At 44.7% G+C, this 15,094-nt stretch carries 13 protein-coding genes; 6 read left to right on the top strand and 7 right to left on the bottom strand.

The window, feature by feature from the left end; translation table 11 throughout:
- Position 1: 1 nt before the first annotated feature.
- Complete coding sequence (locus tag FLA_RS18990) at positions 2-631, bottom strand: response regulator transcription factor (protein WP_076379007.1); 630 nt, start codon at positions 629-631, stop codon at positions 2-4.
- 386 nt (positions 632-1,017) lie between these two features.
- Between FLA_RS18990 and FLA_RS18985 the strand changes: the two genes are divergently transcribed.
- Entirely contained in the window at positions 1,018-2,268 is a 1,251-nt protein-coding gene (locus FLA_RS18985; protein WP_076379005.1) for a chloride channel protein, read from the top strand.
- Positions 2,269-2,288: 20 nt separating this feature from the next.
- On the opposite strand, the gene FLA_RS18980 is transcribed toward FLA_RS18985, so the two are convergent.
- The 5 genes from FLA_RS18980 to FLA_RS31225 are packed head-to-tail and all read right to left on the bottom strand — an operon-like array spanning position 2,289 to position 6,699.
- Positions 2,289-2,747 (bottom strand): hypothetical protein, encoded by a 459-nt coding sequence (locus tag FLA_RS18980; protein WP_076379003.1) that lies wholly within the window; start codon positions 2,745-2,747, stop codon positions 2,289-2,291.
- Entirely contained in the window at positions 2,735-2,899 is a 165-nt protein-coding gene (locus tag FLA_RS31525; protein WP_170022681.1) for a hypothetical protein, read from the bottom strand. The genes FLA_RS18980 and FLA_RS31525 overlap by 13 nt, the downstream gene beginning before the upstream one ends.
- 12 nt (positions 2,900-2,911) lie before the next feature.
- A complete protein-coding gene (locus FLA_RS18975) occupies positions 2,912-5,269 on the bottom strand; it encodes a phosphoketolase family protein (protein ID WP_076379001.1) in 2,358 nt (785 codons plus the stop codon).
- 30 nt (positions 5,270-5,299) lie between these two features.
- Positions 5,300-6,463, bottom strand: coding sequence for an acetate/propionate family kinase (locus FLA_RS18970; protein ID WP_076378999.1), 1,164 nt, complete (start codon positions 6,461-6,463; stop codon positions 5,300-5,302).
- A 17-nt stretch (positions 6,464-6,480) separates the two neighbouring features.
- Positions 6,481-6,699 carry a hypothetical protein gene (locus FLA_RS31225; RefSeq protein ID WP_076378997.1) on the bottom strand — a complete coding sequence of 73 codons (219 nt, stop codon included), beginning with the start codon at positions 6,697-6,699 and terminating at the stop codon, positions 6,481-6,483.
- A gap of 287 nt (positions 6,700-6,986) precedes the next feature.
- On the opposite strand from FLA_RS31225, the gene FLA_RS18960 reads away from it, so the two are divergent.
- The 4 genes from FLA_RS18960 to FLA_RS18945 all read left to right on the top strand — a co-directional run bounded on the left by FLA_RS18960 (position 6,987) and on the right by FLA_RS18945 (position 11,293).
- On the top strand, positions 6,987-7,958 hold the full coding sequence (locus FLA_RS18960) for an acetyl-CoA carboxylase carboxyltransferase subunit alpha (protein ID WP_076378995.1): 972 nt from the start codon (positions 6,987-6,989) through the stop codon (positions 7,956-7,958).
- Between the two features lie 47 nt (positions 7,959-8,005).
- Positions 8,006-8,890 (top strand): 4-hydroxy-tetrahydrodipicolinate synthase, encoded by an 885-nt coding sequence (dapA, locus tag FLA_RS18955; protein ID WP_076378993.1) that lies wholly within the window; start codon positions 8,006-8,008, stop codon positions 8,888-8,890.
- An 84-nt stretch (positions 8,891-8,974) separates the two neighbouring features.
- Positions 8,975-10,108, top strand: coding sequence for an alpha/beta hydrolase-fold protein (locus FLA_RS18950; RefSeq protein ID WP_076378991.1), 1,134 nt, complete (start codon positions 8,975-8,977; stop codon positions 10,106-10,108).
- A gap of 24 nt (positions 10,109-10,132) precedes the next feature.
- Positions 10,133-11,293 (top strand): M28 family metallopeptidase, encoded by a 1,161-nt coding sequence (locus FLA_RS18945; protein WP_076378989.1) that lies wholly within the window; start codon positions 10,133-10,135, stop codon positions 11,291-11,293.
- Between the two features lie 24 nt (positions 11,294-11,317).
- Here the strand turns inward: FLA_RS18945 and FLA_RS18940 are convergent, their stop codons facing one another.
- Entirely contained in the window at positions 11,318-12,223 is a 906-nt protein-coding gene (locus FLA_RS18940) for a ribonuclease Z (RefSeq protein ID WP_076378987.1), read from the bottom strand.
- A 129-nt stretch (positions 12,224-12,352) separates the two neighbouring features.
- Here FLA_RS18940 and FLA_RS18935 point away from each other — a divergent pair, with 129 nt between their 5' ends.
- Complete coding sequence (locus FLA_RS18935) at positions 12,353-15,025, top strand: FtsK/SpoIIIE family DNA translocase (protein WP_076378985.1); 2,673 nt, start codon at positions 12,353-12,355, stop codon at positions 15,023-15,025.
- Positions 15,026-15,094: the final 69 nt, after the last annotated feature.

Raw genomic sequence — 15,094 nt, 5'->3', positions numbered from 1 at the left:
ATTAAGAAGTGGTTGGGCTGTATAATCCCTTTTGCATGGCAAACACAATAAGGTCGGCTGTACGGTTTACTTTAAACTTCTTCATAATGCTTTTATGATAGCTGTGTACAGTGTGGGCGCTGAGGTTGAGCTTATAAGCTGCTTCTTTTACGGTATGCCCCGAACAGATTAATTCCAGCACATCCTTCTCGCGCGGAGATAAATGAAACACCACCTGTTCTTCTGTAAACACGGTGTTTAATAAACTGTTCCTGAGCTTGTTGGATATGTATTGCTCGCAATTGTGAATGGCTGCAATGGCGGCTGTTAATTCTTCCAGGCTGGTGTTTTTAGACAGGTAGCCTGCAGCGCCTGAACGAATGGCTTGCTTAATAGTTTGCACATCGGTGATGCCAGATAAAATTAACACCTTACTGGTATAATTTTTTTCTTTCACTATTTCCAGCAATTCCATGCCCGACAGTCCGGGCATTAATATATCGGTAACTATAATATCCGGTTGCCAGCCGGTATGTAAAAAATCTTCTGCTTTATTAAAGGTGCGCATCTCTGTGATAGAAGCATCCGAAGTAAGAATGCTTTGTAACAGATCTGTTAGCATTCTATGGTCATCGATTAAAGCTATTTTCATTTGTAAGCACGCTTAATATCAACAATTTAATGTATTTGAAGCGCAACTCAAAAAATAACTAACTAACTGCTGTTCATTTTGTTCAGGTGGGTAATAGTGTTGTTTATAAAGAAATTGGCTATTATATTTGCATTTCCAATCCAATCTCCTTCATATATCCGTACCGGGTTATTGTTCTGCAAAGGATTTAACATTTTCCTTATCAGTATTATTTTATCCTGTGTATGTTGATGTGTATCAATGCTATAAAGTACATTGTTATTGAGTATCTGGGGGGATGCTCAAACTATTATAACAATAGACAGTCACGTTTTTACGTGGCTGTTTTTTATTACATGCAGTACCTTTGCACTCCCGTAAGGCAAGAACTTAACAAAATCGTTAGCATGCGTAAAAGAATAGTAAGGTTAAGTTTTCTGAAGCTGGTACTGATTTCTGCATTAGTGGGTTTGTTATCGGCAACGTTAGCTGTTACCCTAAAGCGCATTACCGCTCATTATGAAGACAAGATGTTAGAGGCCATTCTACCACATCGTTTATTACTGGTTATATTTCCCGCTATTGGTTTATTACTGATTTTCTTATTGCGTACCTGGTTATTTAAAAAGAAAAAGAACCTCGGTATTAAGGAAATTTATAAAACGTTAGATACCCGGCATGATCAGTTGCCGGCGTATAAAATTCCTTCTCATTACATCAATGGATTTTTAACGGTGATATTTGGCGGCTCTACCGGGGTGGAAGTGTCTACGGTGGTGGCCACCGCTACAGTGGGGGCTGTTACCGGACAAAAAGTGAACATGCCCCGTAAGTATAAAGCTGAATTGATTTGTGCAGGCGTGGCCGCAGGGGTAACTGCTTTATTCGGCAGTCCTTTAACGGGTTTGCTGTTTGCATTGGAAGTGATAGCACGCAAGGTAACACGTACCGTGGCATTGAGTGTTGTTACGGCCATCACTGCTGCGCAGGTATTACTTTCTGTATTACACGAAAAGCCGTTGTTTGTGTTTCATACCACTGGCTGGCAATGGCGTGCATTGCCTTACATATTATTGCTGAGTGTGCTGGCAGGTTTAATTGCTGTGTTGTTTACCCGTAGTGTTATTTATATTAAATATCGTTTTGCCAGTGTGAGTAATGATTATGTACGCATTGGAATTGGTGCAGCTATCATTGGTGTGCTGGTTTGCCTGCTGCCGCAATTGTTTGGTGATGGCTATTTTGCTATTACAGATATGTTGAACAAAGCAATGGTTCAGCCTTTTACTTTACCCTTTGCATTTACTTTGCTGGCAGTGGTGCTGATTAAGCCTTTTATTAGTTCGGTTACCCTGGGTGCAGGTGGTGATGGAGGCGTGTTTGCTCCCAGCATTGTAATTGGTTCGTTGCTGGGTTTATTAATAGCAGTATTGTTTAATCAATACCTGGGCACAGAATTGATCATTGTCAACTTTATGGTAATAGGTATTGCAGCAGTATTAAGTGCCAGCATACATGCGCCTTTAACGGCAACGGCTTTAGGCTGCTGCTTTACGGGCGGGTATGTAATTGCTATACCGGTATTTTTAGCCTGCGTAATAAGCAGGTATGTGGCATCTTCCCTGTATAAGGATACAGTGTATACCTACAAAGCTTAGTTTCTTTTTATAATAGCAGTTTACCTGTTTGCCCAAAAGGCCCAGCAGGCTAAAGCCAATGATACCAGCGCTATGCCCAGGCATACGCGGGCAAAGGTTTTAGCCTGTTTTAGTTGATTGTTAGGCGCAACGCCTTCATCAGGCGTAATCACTACTGTGAAACGGCTGCGTGGTGTAACGGCGGGAATTTTTTTGATGGCGGCTTCCAGCTCCAGGAATACTTTGATACCGCCTTTATCCAATACTTCTATACCTTTTTCGCTTACTATGTAAGTACTCAGCGCTTTATCGTGATGCTTATGTATATAAGTGATCAGATGATGCTTTTCGAGTAGTTCAACAGCAGCGGGACCGCTGCCTTTGATGTCATGAACATAAAAAGGAAATCCTGCACCGGAGGTTTCAAGGGCTTTATCTACCAGGGCATATACCTCTTCCAGGTTAATATGTTTTTTGTTGTAATTCTTTAGCGCTTGCATGACAAAGCTTTTTTAAGGTTCAGGCCAATAACTATTACTTCCATGTTGGTAATAAAATACTTCAATGGCTGTTCATGCGGATGTTGGATGGGCGGATATTCGTAAGATATTGGATGTGATAAAGCCTGTAAGGCTGATACAAATCTAGTCATTTTTATTATACGTTAGGCTTTCCAGTTCCAGTTTTCAATTTCGGGCATGTCGCGTAAATGCGTTCTTATATAGGCATGGTGTTGTGTGAGTTTACTTTCGAAATGCTCAATGGCCTTTTGCGCATCTTCTTGTGCAGGAATGCTGCGTTTTAAAGCTTCAATTGCCAGGTGATAACGGCTTACATTATTTAATACTACCATGTCAAATGGGGTAGTGGTGGTTCCCTCTTCCATAAAACCGCGTACATGAAAACGCGCAGGATGGGGGCGGCCGTGGATAAGATCGTGAATAACACGTACATATCCATGAAAAGCAAATATTACAGGTGTGCCAGTGGTGAACATATCATTGAAATCATTATCGGGCAAACCATGCGGATGGTAGGGGCGGGGCGACAAAGCCATCAGATCTACTACATTAATGAAGCGCACTTTTAAGTGCGGTACTTCTTTGGCCAGCAACCATGCGGCGGCAACGGCTTCCATAGTGGGTACATCGCCTGCACAGGCCAGTATAATATCCGGTTGTCCGTCGTCGTTATGGCCAGCCCAATGCCAGATGCCTGCTCCCTTTTTGCAGTGAGGTATAGCTTCTTCCATAGTAAGGTATTGCAGTTCAGACTGTTTGCCGGCTACAATTACGTTTACATAATTTTTACTGCGAAGGCAGTGATCAGTAACCGAAAGCAGGGTGTTGGCATCGGGAGGAAAGTATAACCGGATAACCGTACTTTTTTTATTAACAACAGTATCAATAAATCCAGGGCCCTGATGGCTGTAACCATTATGATCCTGCCGCCAGGCATGGCTGGTGAGTAAATAGTTTAAAGAAGCTATGGGCTTGCGCCAGGGTAGCTCGTTGCAGGTTTTCAACCATTTAGCGTGCTGGTTAAACATAGAGTCTATAATAGTGATAAAAGCTTCGTAGCAAGGAAAAAAGCCATGACGGCCTGTGAGCAGGTAACCTTCCAGCCATCCCTGGCAAAGATGTTCGCTTAACACTTCCATTACCCGCCCATCGGGAGATAAATGATCGTCGGTATTGATAATGGTGCTACTGCTGCATCTGTTGGTGGCTTCAAAAACAGCGTCCAGTTTATTGCTGGCGGTTTCATCGGGACAAAAAAGCCGGAAGTTTTTGTGTTGCTGGTTAAGAGCAAATACATCGCGCAAGTACTGGCCCAGTTGCCTGGTAGCCATGCCTACGCTCACTGCGGGGGAAGATATTGGCAGGGCATATTGGGTAAAGTCAGGCAATTGGAGGTCCTGCAACAACCGGCCTCCATTGGCATGGGCTACCGCACTCATGCGTTTATCTCCTGGCGGAGCCAGGGCCGCCAGTTCAGGTAGCAAGGCGCCTTTTTCATCAAATAAGTTTTCGGGATGGTAGCTCCGCATCCATTCTTCCAGCAATGCCAGCTGATCTGCATTTTCGGTAACCTTGTCTAATGGAACCTGGTGTGAGCGAAAGGAGCCTTCAAGCGGTTTATCATTCCATTGTTTAGGACACGTCCAGCCTTTGGGCGTGCGCAGCACAATCATAGGCCAGCGTGGTGGTTGCTGAATCTCCTGTTGCCGGGCCTGTTGCTGTATTTTATGTATGCGTGTATATATGGTTTCCAGTGTTTGCGCGAATTGTTCGTGTACCAGCAGCGGATCATCTCCTTCTACAAAAAACACTTCATAGCCGTGTCCTTCCATCAATGCCTTTATGGTATCATCTGATTGGCGGGCTAGTACGGTAGGGCCTGCTATTTTATAGCCGTTAAGGTGTAATATGGGAAGTACGGCGCCATCGCGTACAGGATTTAAAAAGTGAATGCTTTTCCAGCTGCCTTCCAATGGTCCTGTTTCGGCTTCCCCATCGCCTACCACACAGGCTACCAGCAAATCGGGATTGTCGAATGCGGCGCCGAATGCGTGTGCCAGAGAATAGCCAAGCTCGCCACCTTCGTGTATAGAACCAGGAGTGTGGGGGCTTACATGGCTGGGTATACCGCCAGGCGTGGAAAACTGGCGGAAAAAGGCTTCCAGACCCGAAAGATCTTTAGTGACAGAAGGGTATACTTCAGAGTAAGTGCCTTCGAGATAGGTGTTGGCTAATATGGCAGGTGCCCCATGGCCAGGCCCACATATATATAGTATAGTAGTATTGTGCCGGCGGATAAGCCGGTTAAGGTGTACATATATAAGATTCAATCCCGGAGAAGTGCCCCAATGGCCCAATAGCCTGGGTTTAATATGCTGTTTTTGCAAAGGCTGGCGCAGTAGTACATTGTCTAATAAATAGATCTGTCCTACAGCAAGGTAGTTGGCTGCCTGCCAGTAACGGTGCAGCAGCTGCAATTCAGCGGGAGATAGTGTGGCCATACGTTAGACTTTAAAAGCAAAAAAAAAGGATTACCCTTTCAGCAGGTGTGCAGTGTACGTCGCAATCATATATTCTTCATCGGTAGGTATCACCCTTACTGTTACAGAAGAAGCCAGGTGCGAAATAACAGGGGCGTTTTCGGTATTGCGGTTTTTATCCAGCACAAGGCCCAGGTAGGCCATGTTTTGGCAAATGCGTTCACGAATGGCCGGGTGGTGTTCACCAATGCCACCTGTGAAAATAAGCGTTTGCAAACCGCCTAATGCTGCTGCCAATGCGCCCAGGTTTTTTTTAGCCTGGTAGCAGAACAAGGTAATAGCTGCATCAGCTTGTTTGTTATCTGCAGCGTCTTCCAGCAATTGTTCCATATCGGAACTCAGGCCCGAAACGCCTTTTAAACCAGACTCTTTATTAATAAGTGTGCTTAGTTGCTCGGCTGTATAATGTTTTTCCTGCAACAGGTATAATAACACGCCAGGATCGATATCGCCACAACGGGTTCCCATCATCAATCCGCCGGCAGGTGTAAAGCCCATGGTAGTATCTATATTTTTTCCTTCATCCATTGCTGCCATACTGGCGCCGTTACCCAAATGAGCTATAATGGTTTTGCCGGCAGGGTGCAGGTGCTGCATAATATAATCGTACGAAAGGCCGTGAAAGCCGTAGCGTTTAATGCCATCGGCCGTAACTGCTTCCGGTAATGCATATTGTTGTGCATACCACGGCATTGCCTGGTGAAAAGCCGTATCAAAACAACACACCTGTATCAGGCGTGGATACCGTTTTTCAAAAAAATGAATGGCAAGCAATTCAAGTGGTAAATGAAGCGGCGCTAAAGGAATCAACTGCTCCAGGTCGGTTTTTAGTTGTTGTGTATATCGTTGCGGAGCGGTATGATGTAATCCTCCCTGCACAATCCGGTGGCCTACGGCCAGCAACTGGTGTTCGTAACCCACTTGTTGCAACCAGCCTACCAGGTGCAATAGCGCCGCCTCATGATTTTGTAAAGTGATATGTTCATCGGCTATCGCCTTATCGTGCTGCCCGGTAACTGAAAAATGGCTTTTGTGTCCAATGCCTTTGATAACGCCTTTTACACGAAGTGTTATCTGTTTATAATCATATAATCCGAATTTGATACTGGACGATCCGCAATTGATTACCAGTATCCATTTAAGGGTGTTGGACATAAAACAATTTATAAGTTTTAGTGGTGAGCAGAATCGGAGAATGGCCTTGGCGTGGTATCTCTGTGAAATGAATCGAGATTTTGTCCGCCTATGGTGTCCGGAGCCTGCGAATTATTTTCGGGCATAGGAGCATTAATAGATGTATCTGTACCATTTTTCTTCTCCTCATTATTGCCACAGCTGGTAACACTGATAAAGGCAGCAGCTACTACACATAGTACAAAAAAGCGTTTCATAGATGTTGGTTTAAATGAAATAATAATATGTTCTCTGTGCGTGTTCAATTATCCTGCCGGTTTTAAGAATGAGGGAATAGTGGCGGTGAAAGGAGCAGGCAGGGGATATTTGTAGAAGTGAATACCCGCATTATTGTGCAGAATGGCTCTTTTTGGGGCCTTAAACTAACGGTTATAAGCGTAAAATGCCACGGAAAGACCGAAAAAATAGCAGAAAAACAGAATTAAGCATTGAAAATCTGTTTCAAACTGTAATTTTACCGCCCAACAGTTAGATAGTAAAGCGTATGCCTCAATACCCCAATAGACAGTTTTTAGATTTTGAGCAGCCAATCAAAACTTTATATGAAGAGATTGACAAGCTAAAACAAACGGCAGAGAAGAGTAAGATTGATATGTCTGACAGTGTTCAAAAGCTGGAAGATGCTATCGAGGATAAAAGGAAAGATATTACCGCACATCTTACTCCATGGCAGCGTGTACAACTGAGTCGTCATCCCGACCGTCCATATACTTTAAAATATATTGACAAAATGACCACCGATTTCCTGGAGCTGCATGGCGACAGGAACATCAAAGATGATAAAGCGATGGTGGGCGGTTTTGGTCAGCTGGATGGAGAAACGGTGATGTTTATTGGTCAGCAAAAAGGTATTAATACCAAACTGCGTCAACTGCGCAATTTTGGTATGGCCAACCCTGAAGGCTACCGTAAAGCTTTGCGTTTAATGCGTCTGGCTGAAAAATTCAACAAGCCTGTTGTTACTTTAATTGATACTCCCGGTGCTTTTCCTGGTTTAGAAGCCGAAGAGCGCGGACAAGGGGAGGCCATTGCCCGTAATATTTACGAGATGATGCGTCTGAAAGTGCCTGTAATTTGTGTAATTATTGGTGAAGGTGCCAGTGGTGGCGCATTAGGCATTGGTGTGGGCGACAAAATTCTGATGATGGAAAACGCCTGGTACACTGTTATTTCTCCCGAAAACTGTAGCGCTATCTTATGGCGTAGCTGGGAGAAGAAAGAAGTAGCAGCCGAACAATTGAAATTAACCGCAATAGATATGCATGGTTTTGGCCTGGTAGATGAAATTGTACCAGAACCGGCAGGTGGCGCCCATTGGGATTATGATGAGGCTGCCAACATATTGAAGACACATATTCTGAAGGCTCTCAGGGAAATAAAACAGGTGGCGCCCGAAAAGCGCATCAACGACCGTATCGAGAAATTCAATAAAATGGGCTTTTTCGATATCAGATAAACCTGAGTAGCCATTAGTTATAGTTCAATTTAACATCTAAAATAGATATGTCTCTTCGTCAGCAATTAAAAGGCACGGGTGTGGCGTTAATCACCCCGTTTACTGACACCCTTACCGTTGATTTTGAAGCGCTGGGCCGCGTAATTGACAGTGTAATAGCAGGTGGTGTAGAATATGTAGTAACGCTGGGTACCACCGGTGAAACGCCTACCCTGAGCAAGAAGGAAAAGCTGGACATTGTACAATATACTTTTGATAAGGTAGCCGATCGTGTTCCTGTAGTAGTGGGTATTGGTGGTAACAACACCCAGGAGTTGATAGAAGAATTAAAGAGCTTTCCGCTGGATAAGGCTGTTGCTGTGTTAAGCGCTGCTCCTTATTATAGCAAACCTTCACAGGAAGGTATTTTTCAACATTATAAAGCATTGGCAGAAGCATCGCCTAAGCCTATATTATTATATAATGTTCCCGGCCGTACCGGTAGGAACATGAGTGCCGAAACCACCATTCGCCTGGCGAAGGAGGTAAAGAACATTGGCGGTATTAAAGAAGCCAGTGGGGATATGATGCAGTGCATGCAGATTTTGAAAGAGGTGCCGGAAGACTTTTTGGTAGTGAGTGGTGATGATGGCCTGGCTATGTCGCAGATTGCCTGTGGTATGGATGGTGTAATCAGTGTAATTGGTAACACTTTCCCAGGTCAGTTCTCTGAGCTGGTGCGCCTGAGTTTGAAAAACGATTTTGTGGCAGCCCGTGCTATCAACAATAGTTTGCTCACGGCTTACGACCTGTTGTTTGCAGAAAACAACCCGGCTGGTGTAAAAGCGTTTATGACCCAGCAAGGTTCTATTGGTAACCATCTGCGTTTGCCGGTTACCCCGGTGAGCGATGGCTTATACCAGAAAATAGCCAGCTATCTGAAAACGATATAAGGAACTAAGTTAAAATAGACTAAGCGGCTATCGAAAGATGGCCGCTTTTTTTATGTATGCCCTGTTTTTTCCTATTTTCAACCCATGAAAAGAATTCTTTTACTTGTTTGTTTTTGCTGTGCATTCACCCTGGCACAGGCCCAGTATAGTTTGCGGTTAGTGGTAACAGAAGTGGGCGCAAAAAAGCTGGATGACATTTATGTAACCGGCAGTTTTAATAACTGGAATCCCGGTGAAGACAAGTATAAGCTGAAACCTTTTGGCCCAACACGCCGGGCTATTGTGTTGAAAGACCTGCCTGCCGGTAAATATGAATTTAAGTTTACCCGCGGTAGCCTGGATAAGGTAGAAACCACTGCTAAAGGGGAAGATATTTCTAATCGTACCATTGAACTGAATAACGACGAATCGGTAAACGTTACCATTCCCGGCTGGAAAGATGATTATCCCGATAAGCCACGTCCGTTTACTGCTACTCCGCAGGTGCATTTGCTGGACTCGGCCTTTAACATGCCACAGTTAAACCGCACCCGCCGTATCTGGATTTACCTGCCTAAAAGTTATGAAGGATTAAAAGGCAAATCGTACCCGGTATTATATATGCACGATGGGCAGAAGCTGTTTAACGAAAACACGGGCAACAGTGATGAGTGGGGGATTGATGAATACCTGGATTCTGTGCAAAAAGCAGGCGGCAAGGAATGTATAGTAGTGGGTATTGATAATGGGGGCGATAAAAGGAATGTGGAATACAACCCTTACAATAACCAGAAGTATGGTGCAGGAGAAGGTAAGCAGTATGTTGATTTTATAGCACAAACGCTGAAACCTTATATTGACAGCAAGTACAGAACCCAGAAAGATGCTGCACATACCTGGATAGCGGGTAGCAGCCTGGGTGGTTTAATAAGTTTGTATGCTGTGATGCAGTATCCTACGGTGTTTGGTGCAGTAGGTGTGTTTTCTCCTGCTTTTTGGATAGCTCCGGATTTGACTACCGATCTTACCAATACCAAATGGCAGGTGCAACCCCGTTTTTATTTTTATGCAGGTGGTAAAGAGAGTGATGAAATGGTGCCGGATATGGACAAGGTCATTGGTGTTATTGAAAAGAAGAGCCAGTATGATTTGCGCAGAAGCTATTTTCCGCTGGGGCAACATAATGAAAAATACTGGCGCAAAGAGTTTGGTGATTTTTACAAGTGGCTGGCTAAATAACAACGCAACCCCGCACTATTCTATATGAAAAACAAAATCGTTGCACTACTGCTGGCCATGAGCCTGGGCGGTTGTGCCTTTGCACAGCAAGACAGCATTTTTATACGCCAGGTGGTGGACACGCTTACCAGCAAATGGTTTTTAGGGCGTGGCTACCTGGATAATGGCATGGGCAAAGCAGCTGACTACCTGCAACAACAGTTTAAAAGCTTTGGTCTGCAGCCTTTGAAAGGAGATTCATATGCACAGCCATTCAGCTACCCGGTGAATACATTTCCCGGCAATGTATCGCTTACCATTAATGGTCGCCAGCTAAAGCCGGGTATAGATTATATTCCGGCACCCGAAAGCCGGGGTATAAAAGGGAAAGGCGAGCTGCAGCAGAAAGATGGTAAAACTTTTATTGATGCCGCCAACCGTGTAATAGTGGTATTAGAGAAAAAACTTACCTGGAGCGTAGCGCCCGAAGCGGCTGATTATACCGTTATGCAGGTAGACAGCAGTTTATTTGTTAACGAAGTGCCTGCCAGCATTGCTATAGATCTTGACAATAAACTCGTTTCTAAATTTAAAACGGCCAACATTGCTGGTATGGTAAAGGGGACGCAGTATCCTGATTCCATTTTGTTTATCACTGCTCACTACGATCACCTGGGTGGCCTGGGACGTGACACTTATTTTCCCGGGGCCAACGATAATGCCAGTGGTGTAGGCCTGTTACTAAACCTGGCGCGTTATTATGCTACGCATCCACAGCCTTACAGTATCGGTTTCATTTGCTTTGCCGGCGAAGAAATTGGCCTGATGGGTAGCAAATACTATACAGAACACCCGCTGCTACCTTTAAACAGGATTAGCTTTTTACTGAACCTGGACCTTACCGGAACAGGGGAGGAAGGAGTTACTATAGTGAATGCCACGGAATACAAAGAAGCTTTTGCCAAACTCAAAAGTATTAATGCCGAAAAGCATTACCTGGCGGCGGTGAATGAAAGAGGGAAGGCTGCGAATAGCGATCATTATTTCTTTTCTGAAAAAGGAGTGCCTGCATTTTTCCTGTATACGATGGGAGGCATCAAAGCTTATCACGATGTGTTTGACAAAGCAGCTACATTACCATTGAATGAGGTAAATGATTTGAGTAGCCTTATTAAAGACTTCTTTGAACAATTACAAAAGAAGTAAGCAATGGAAGTAGACGAGTGTTACCTACGGAACCAGGTAGGTAACACCTTCCAATGCCAGATCGGTATTGGGAAATACGGCGCTGGCTTCTGCCAGAAACTCGTCAAGTACTTCGTATTTGCTGCTGAAGTGTCCTATCAGTAATTTTTGCGTTTGTGCCAGGGTAGCTATTTCGGCTGCCTGCTCGGTAGTGCTGTGGAAACGTTCAAAAGCCCGCTCGGGCAGGTTTTTAAGATAAGTGGTTTCGTGATAAAGCATACTTACTCCTTTTACTCTTGCTGCTATAGAAGCGTCAAACTTGGTATCGGCGCAGTAGGCATAGCTTTTTCCGGGGGTGTTAGGGGTGGTTACCCATTCATTCTTCACTACTTCACCACTACGGGTTTCGTAATCGTCGCCGTTTTTAAGGCGTTCGTAATAAGCCAGCGGCACCTCGTGGGCAATGGCTTTGTCTTTATCTATACGTCTGGGCTTCTTCTTTTCTTTTATAAGAAAGCCCCAGCAGTCTATCCGGTGAAAAACCCGGAAGCTTTCAATGGTATATTTAGTGTTGTCTACCAGTATGGCATCATCTCCCAGTATGTGAAAATGTAAACGAAAAGGCAGGGCAGTTCCTGATACGTCCAGCTGTAGCTGAATAATCTCTTCCAGCTTGGCTGGGGCATATATATGCAGCTCATTATCCCGGCCCATTAATCCCATACTGGTAATTAAACCGGGCAGGCCAAAGTAATGATCGCCGTGCAAATGCGAAATGAATATATGATTAATGCGGCCCCGGCGTACTTTAAACCTGCTTAATTGCATTTGTGTACCCTCTCCACAATCAATCAAAAATATCTGCTCGTTCAACGTTATTACCTGGGCGGTGGGGTGCCGGTCGTAAGCAGGAAGAGCAGAGTTGTTACCTAAAATCGTTACACCAAACATTCGGGTACAGTATTATGTGTTTTTCTGTTGATTGAATAAACAATATTAAATGAAAAAATGATCCGCTGCTTATTCACACTATACGAAATTCATCATATTCACCGTTATATTTGCCTGTTAACGTTATACATGGCCAACAGACTTAAAAAGAAAACACCGCCACCACCTCCTCCGCCCGATCCGGATGAGTTAAAGCCTGAAAAAGAGGTTGAGGTGACGGTTAAAGAAGTAGTGAAAGATGAGCGAACCTCTAAAATTGCAGGTGCTGTTAGCTTGTTGTTCTCCATTTTCCTGTTCATCGCTTTAACTTCCTATCTCTTTACCTGGCAGGAAGACCAGGATAAGGTGATGCAGTTTGGCGCCAAAATATTCAGCACCGACGATATTAAAGTAAGCAACCTGCTGGGCGCCCTGGGGGCTTATACTGCCCATTGCTTTATATATAAGGGCTTTGGTCTTTCGGCTTACCTGTTTTGTACTTTCTTTTTTGTATTAGGCGTAAACCTGTTGTTTGGCAAAAAGGTGTTTAGCCTGATGCGCAATCTGAAATATATGATTGTGGGCCTGCTGGTGATAAGCGTAACGTTTAGCTTTTTTACCAGTGGCAGCGAGTTTTCGTGGGGTGGAGCTATGGGCGAACTGATAGAAGCCTGGCTGGTAAAATGGATTGGCAAAGTGGGTACCGGTTTTTTGCTGGCCACTGCTGCATTTGCTTATGTGATCTGGCGTTTTAATCCGAAGTTTACCTGGCCCGAAAGCAAGCCTAAGCCTGCGGTTGCCAAAACGGAGGATAGTATGGCTGCTGCCATGGCCGCCGTAGCAGCAGAAGAAAATCTGAAAGAAGAGCCTGGTAACGACGATACCAGTGCTTTACCAAATACGATTCCTAACAAAAACAAGCTGAAGAATAATAAGGGGATTGTAACTCCTACACCCGAGCTGGAGGTAACTGCTAACCCTATGACCGAACTACAGATAATAGAAAAGGAAATGCCGGAAGTGGAAGCTATTGAAGGCGGAACCCTTTTTATTGATGAGTCGGTGATGTATGAAGAGGAAGAAGTGGGAGATGAGGAACCTGTAGAAGAAGCATACGTAGAAGAGCCTTTTGCGGAAGAAGAAGAGGTGATAGAAGAAGAAGTGGAAGAAGAGTCGGAGCCAGAACCGGAATTGCCTGTGAAAGGCCGCAATAAGCAGCCGGTGTTGGAAGACATGGAGCTGGAAATTAAAAACCTGCCCGAAGAAGGAGAAGAGGAAGACCTGGAAGAAAACCCGATCATGATTCGCCATACGGTGGCAGAGGTGTACGAGCCAACGCTGGACCTGCGCGATTATAAACACCCGAGCCTGGATTTGCTGGAAGCACATGGCACGGATAAAATTGTACACGACCCCAACGAGCTGGAAGCGAATAAAAACCAGATCATTGCCACACTGAAAAACTACGATATTGCTATTCAGCGTATCAGTGCAACGGTGGGGCCTACGGTAACTTTATATGAAATAGTACCTGCACCGGGGGTACGTATCAGCCGTATTAAAAACCTGGAAGATGATATTGCATTAAGTCTGGCGGCCCTGGGTATTCGTATTATTGCGCCTATTCCGGGTAAAGGCACAATTGGTATTGAGGTGCCGAATGTGCGCAAAAGCATAGTTAGCATGCGCACCCTGCTGGCTTCCGACAAATTCCAGAACACGCAGTTTTCACTACCGGTGGCTATTGGTAAAAGCATTGACAATGAAAACTTTATTGTAGATCTGGCGGCTATGCCGCACTTGCTGATGGCGGGTGCCACCGGCCAGGGTAAATCGGTAGGTATTAACACCCTGCTGGTATCGCTGTTATATAAAAAGCACCCATCACAATTGAAGTTTGTGTTGGTTGATCCTAAAAAGGTGGAGTTGAGCCTGTACCGTGTTATTGAAAAACACTTTCTGGCCAAACTGCCTGGTGAAGAGGAGAGTATCATCACCGATACTAAAAAGGTAGTGTACACGCTAAATGCGTTGTGTATTGAAATGGACAACCGGTACGATCTGTTAAAAGAAGCAGGCTGCCGTAACATCAGAGAATATAATGAGAAGTTTATCAAACGCAAGCTGAACCCGCAAAAAGGGCATCAATACCTGCCGTTTATCGTGCTGGTAGTGGATGAGTTTGCCGATTTAATTATGACGGCGGGTAAAGAGGTGGAAATGCCGATAGCCCGTTTGGCCCAGCTGGCCCGTGCCATTGGTATTCACCTGATCATTGCCACCCAGCGCCCGTCGGTAAACATCATTACCGGTACTATCAAGGCTAACTTCCCGGCACGTATTGCCTTTAAAGTATCTTCCAAAATAGATAGCCGCACGATCTTGGATGCCGGCGGTGCAGAGCAATTGATTGGTAAAGGGGACATGCTGATTAGCTATAATGGCGAAATCACACGTTTACAGTGTGCCTTTGTTGACACTCCGGAGGTAGAAAGCGTGTGTGAGTTTATTGGCGACCAGCGTGGTTACCCGCAGGCATTTTTACTGCCTGAATATGTGGATGAAAAGGACATGAGCGACAAAGAGCTGGATTTAAGCGACCGCGACCCGCTGTTTGAAGATGCGGCCCGATTGGTGGTACAAAACCAGATGGGGAGTACTTCTTTAATTCAGCGCCGGATGAAACTGGGCTACAACCGTGCAGGCAGGCTGATGGATCAGCTTGAAGCAGCTGGCATTGTAGGACCTAATCAGGGTAGTAAGGCCAGGGAAGTGAATGTTAAAACAGACAGTGACCTGGAAGAAATTTTGTCGATGTTGTAACGTGTTGGCATGATTTTAACTTTAACCTTTTAACTTTTGCCATCCAATTGGCATGTCCTTTGGACTTAT

Source organism: Filimonas lacunae (assembly GCF_002355595.1).
GTDB classification, from domain to species: domain Bacteria; phylum Bacteroidota; class Bacteroidia; order Chitinophagales; family Chitinophagaceae; genus Filimonas; species Filimonas lacunae.
The sequence above is the reverse complement of the archived record's forward strand: the minus strand, read 5'-3'. Positions and strand labels throughout refer to the sequence as shown.

Excerpts from the sequence above, each read along its gene's own strand:
- FLA_RS18990 (WP_076379007.1), bottom strand. The coding sequence starts at position 631 with ATGAAAATAGCTTTAATCGATGACCATAGAATGCTAACAGATCTGTTA.
- FLA_RS18985 (WP_076379005.1), top strand. The coding sequence starts at position 1,018 with ATGCGTAAAAGAATAGTAAGGTTAAGTTTTCTGAAGCTGGTACTGATT.
- FLA_RS18980 (WP_076379003.1), bottom strand. The coding sequence starts at position 2,747 with ATGCAAGCGCTAAAGAATTACAACAAAAAACATATTAACCTGGAAGAG.
- FLA_RS31525 (WP_170022681.1), bottom strand. The coding sequence starts at position 2,899 with ATGACTAGATTTGTATCAGCCTTACAGGCTTTATCACATCCAATATCT.
- FLA_RS18975 (WP_076379001.1), bottom strand. The coding sequence starts at position 5,269 with ATGGCCACACTATCTCCCGCTGAATTGCAGCTGCTGCACCGTTACTGG.
- FLA_RS18970 (WP_076378999.1), bottom strand. The coding sequence starts at position 6,463 with ATGTCCAACACCCTTAAATGGATACTGGTAATCAATTGCGGATCGTCC.
- FLA_RS31225 (WP_076378997.1), bottom strand. The coding sequence starts at position 6,699 with ATGAAACGCTTTTTTGTACTATGTGTAGTAGCTGCTGCCTTTATCAGT.
- FLA_RS18960 (WP_076378995.1), top strand. The coding sequence starts at position 6,987 with ATGCCTCAATACCCCAATAGACAGTTTTTAGATTTTGAGCAGCCAATC.
- dapA (WP_076378993.1), top strand. The coding sequence starts at position 8,006 with ATGTCTCTTCGTCAGCAATTAAAAGGCACGGGTGTGGCGTTAATCACC.
- FLA_RS18950 (WP_076378991.1), top strand. The coding sequence starts at position 8,975 with ATGAAAAGAATTCTTTTACTTGTTTGTTTTTGCTGTGCATTCACCCTG.
- FLA_RS18945 (WP_076378989.1), top strand. The coding sequence starts at position 10,133 with ATGAAAAACAAAATCGTTGCACTACTGCTGGCCATGAGCCTGGGCGGT.
- FLA_RS18940 (WP_076378987.1), bottom strand. The coding sequence starts at position 12,223 with ATGTTTGGTGTAACGATTTTAGGTAACAACTCTGCTCTTCCTGCTTAC.
- FLA_RS18935 (WP_076378985.1), top strand. The coding sequence starts at position 12,353 with ATGGCCAACAGACTTAAAAAGAAAACACCGCCACCACCTCCTCCGCCC.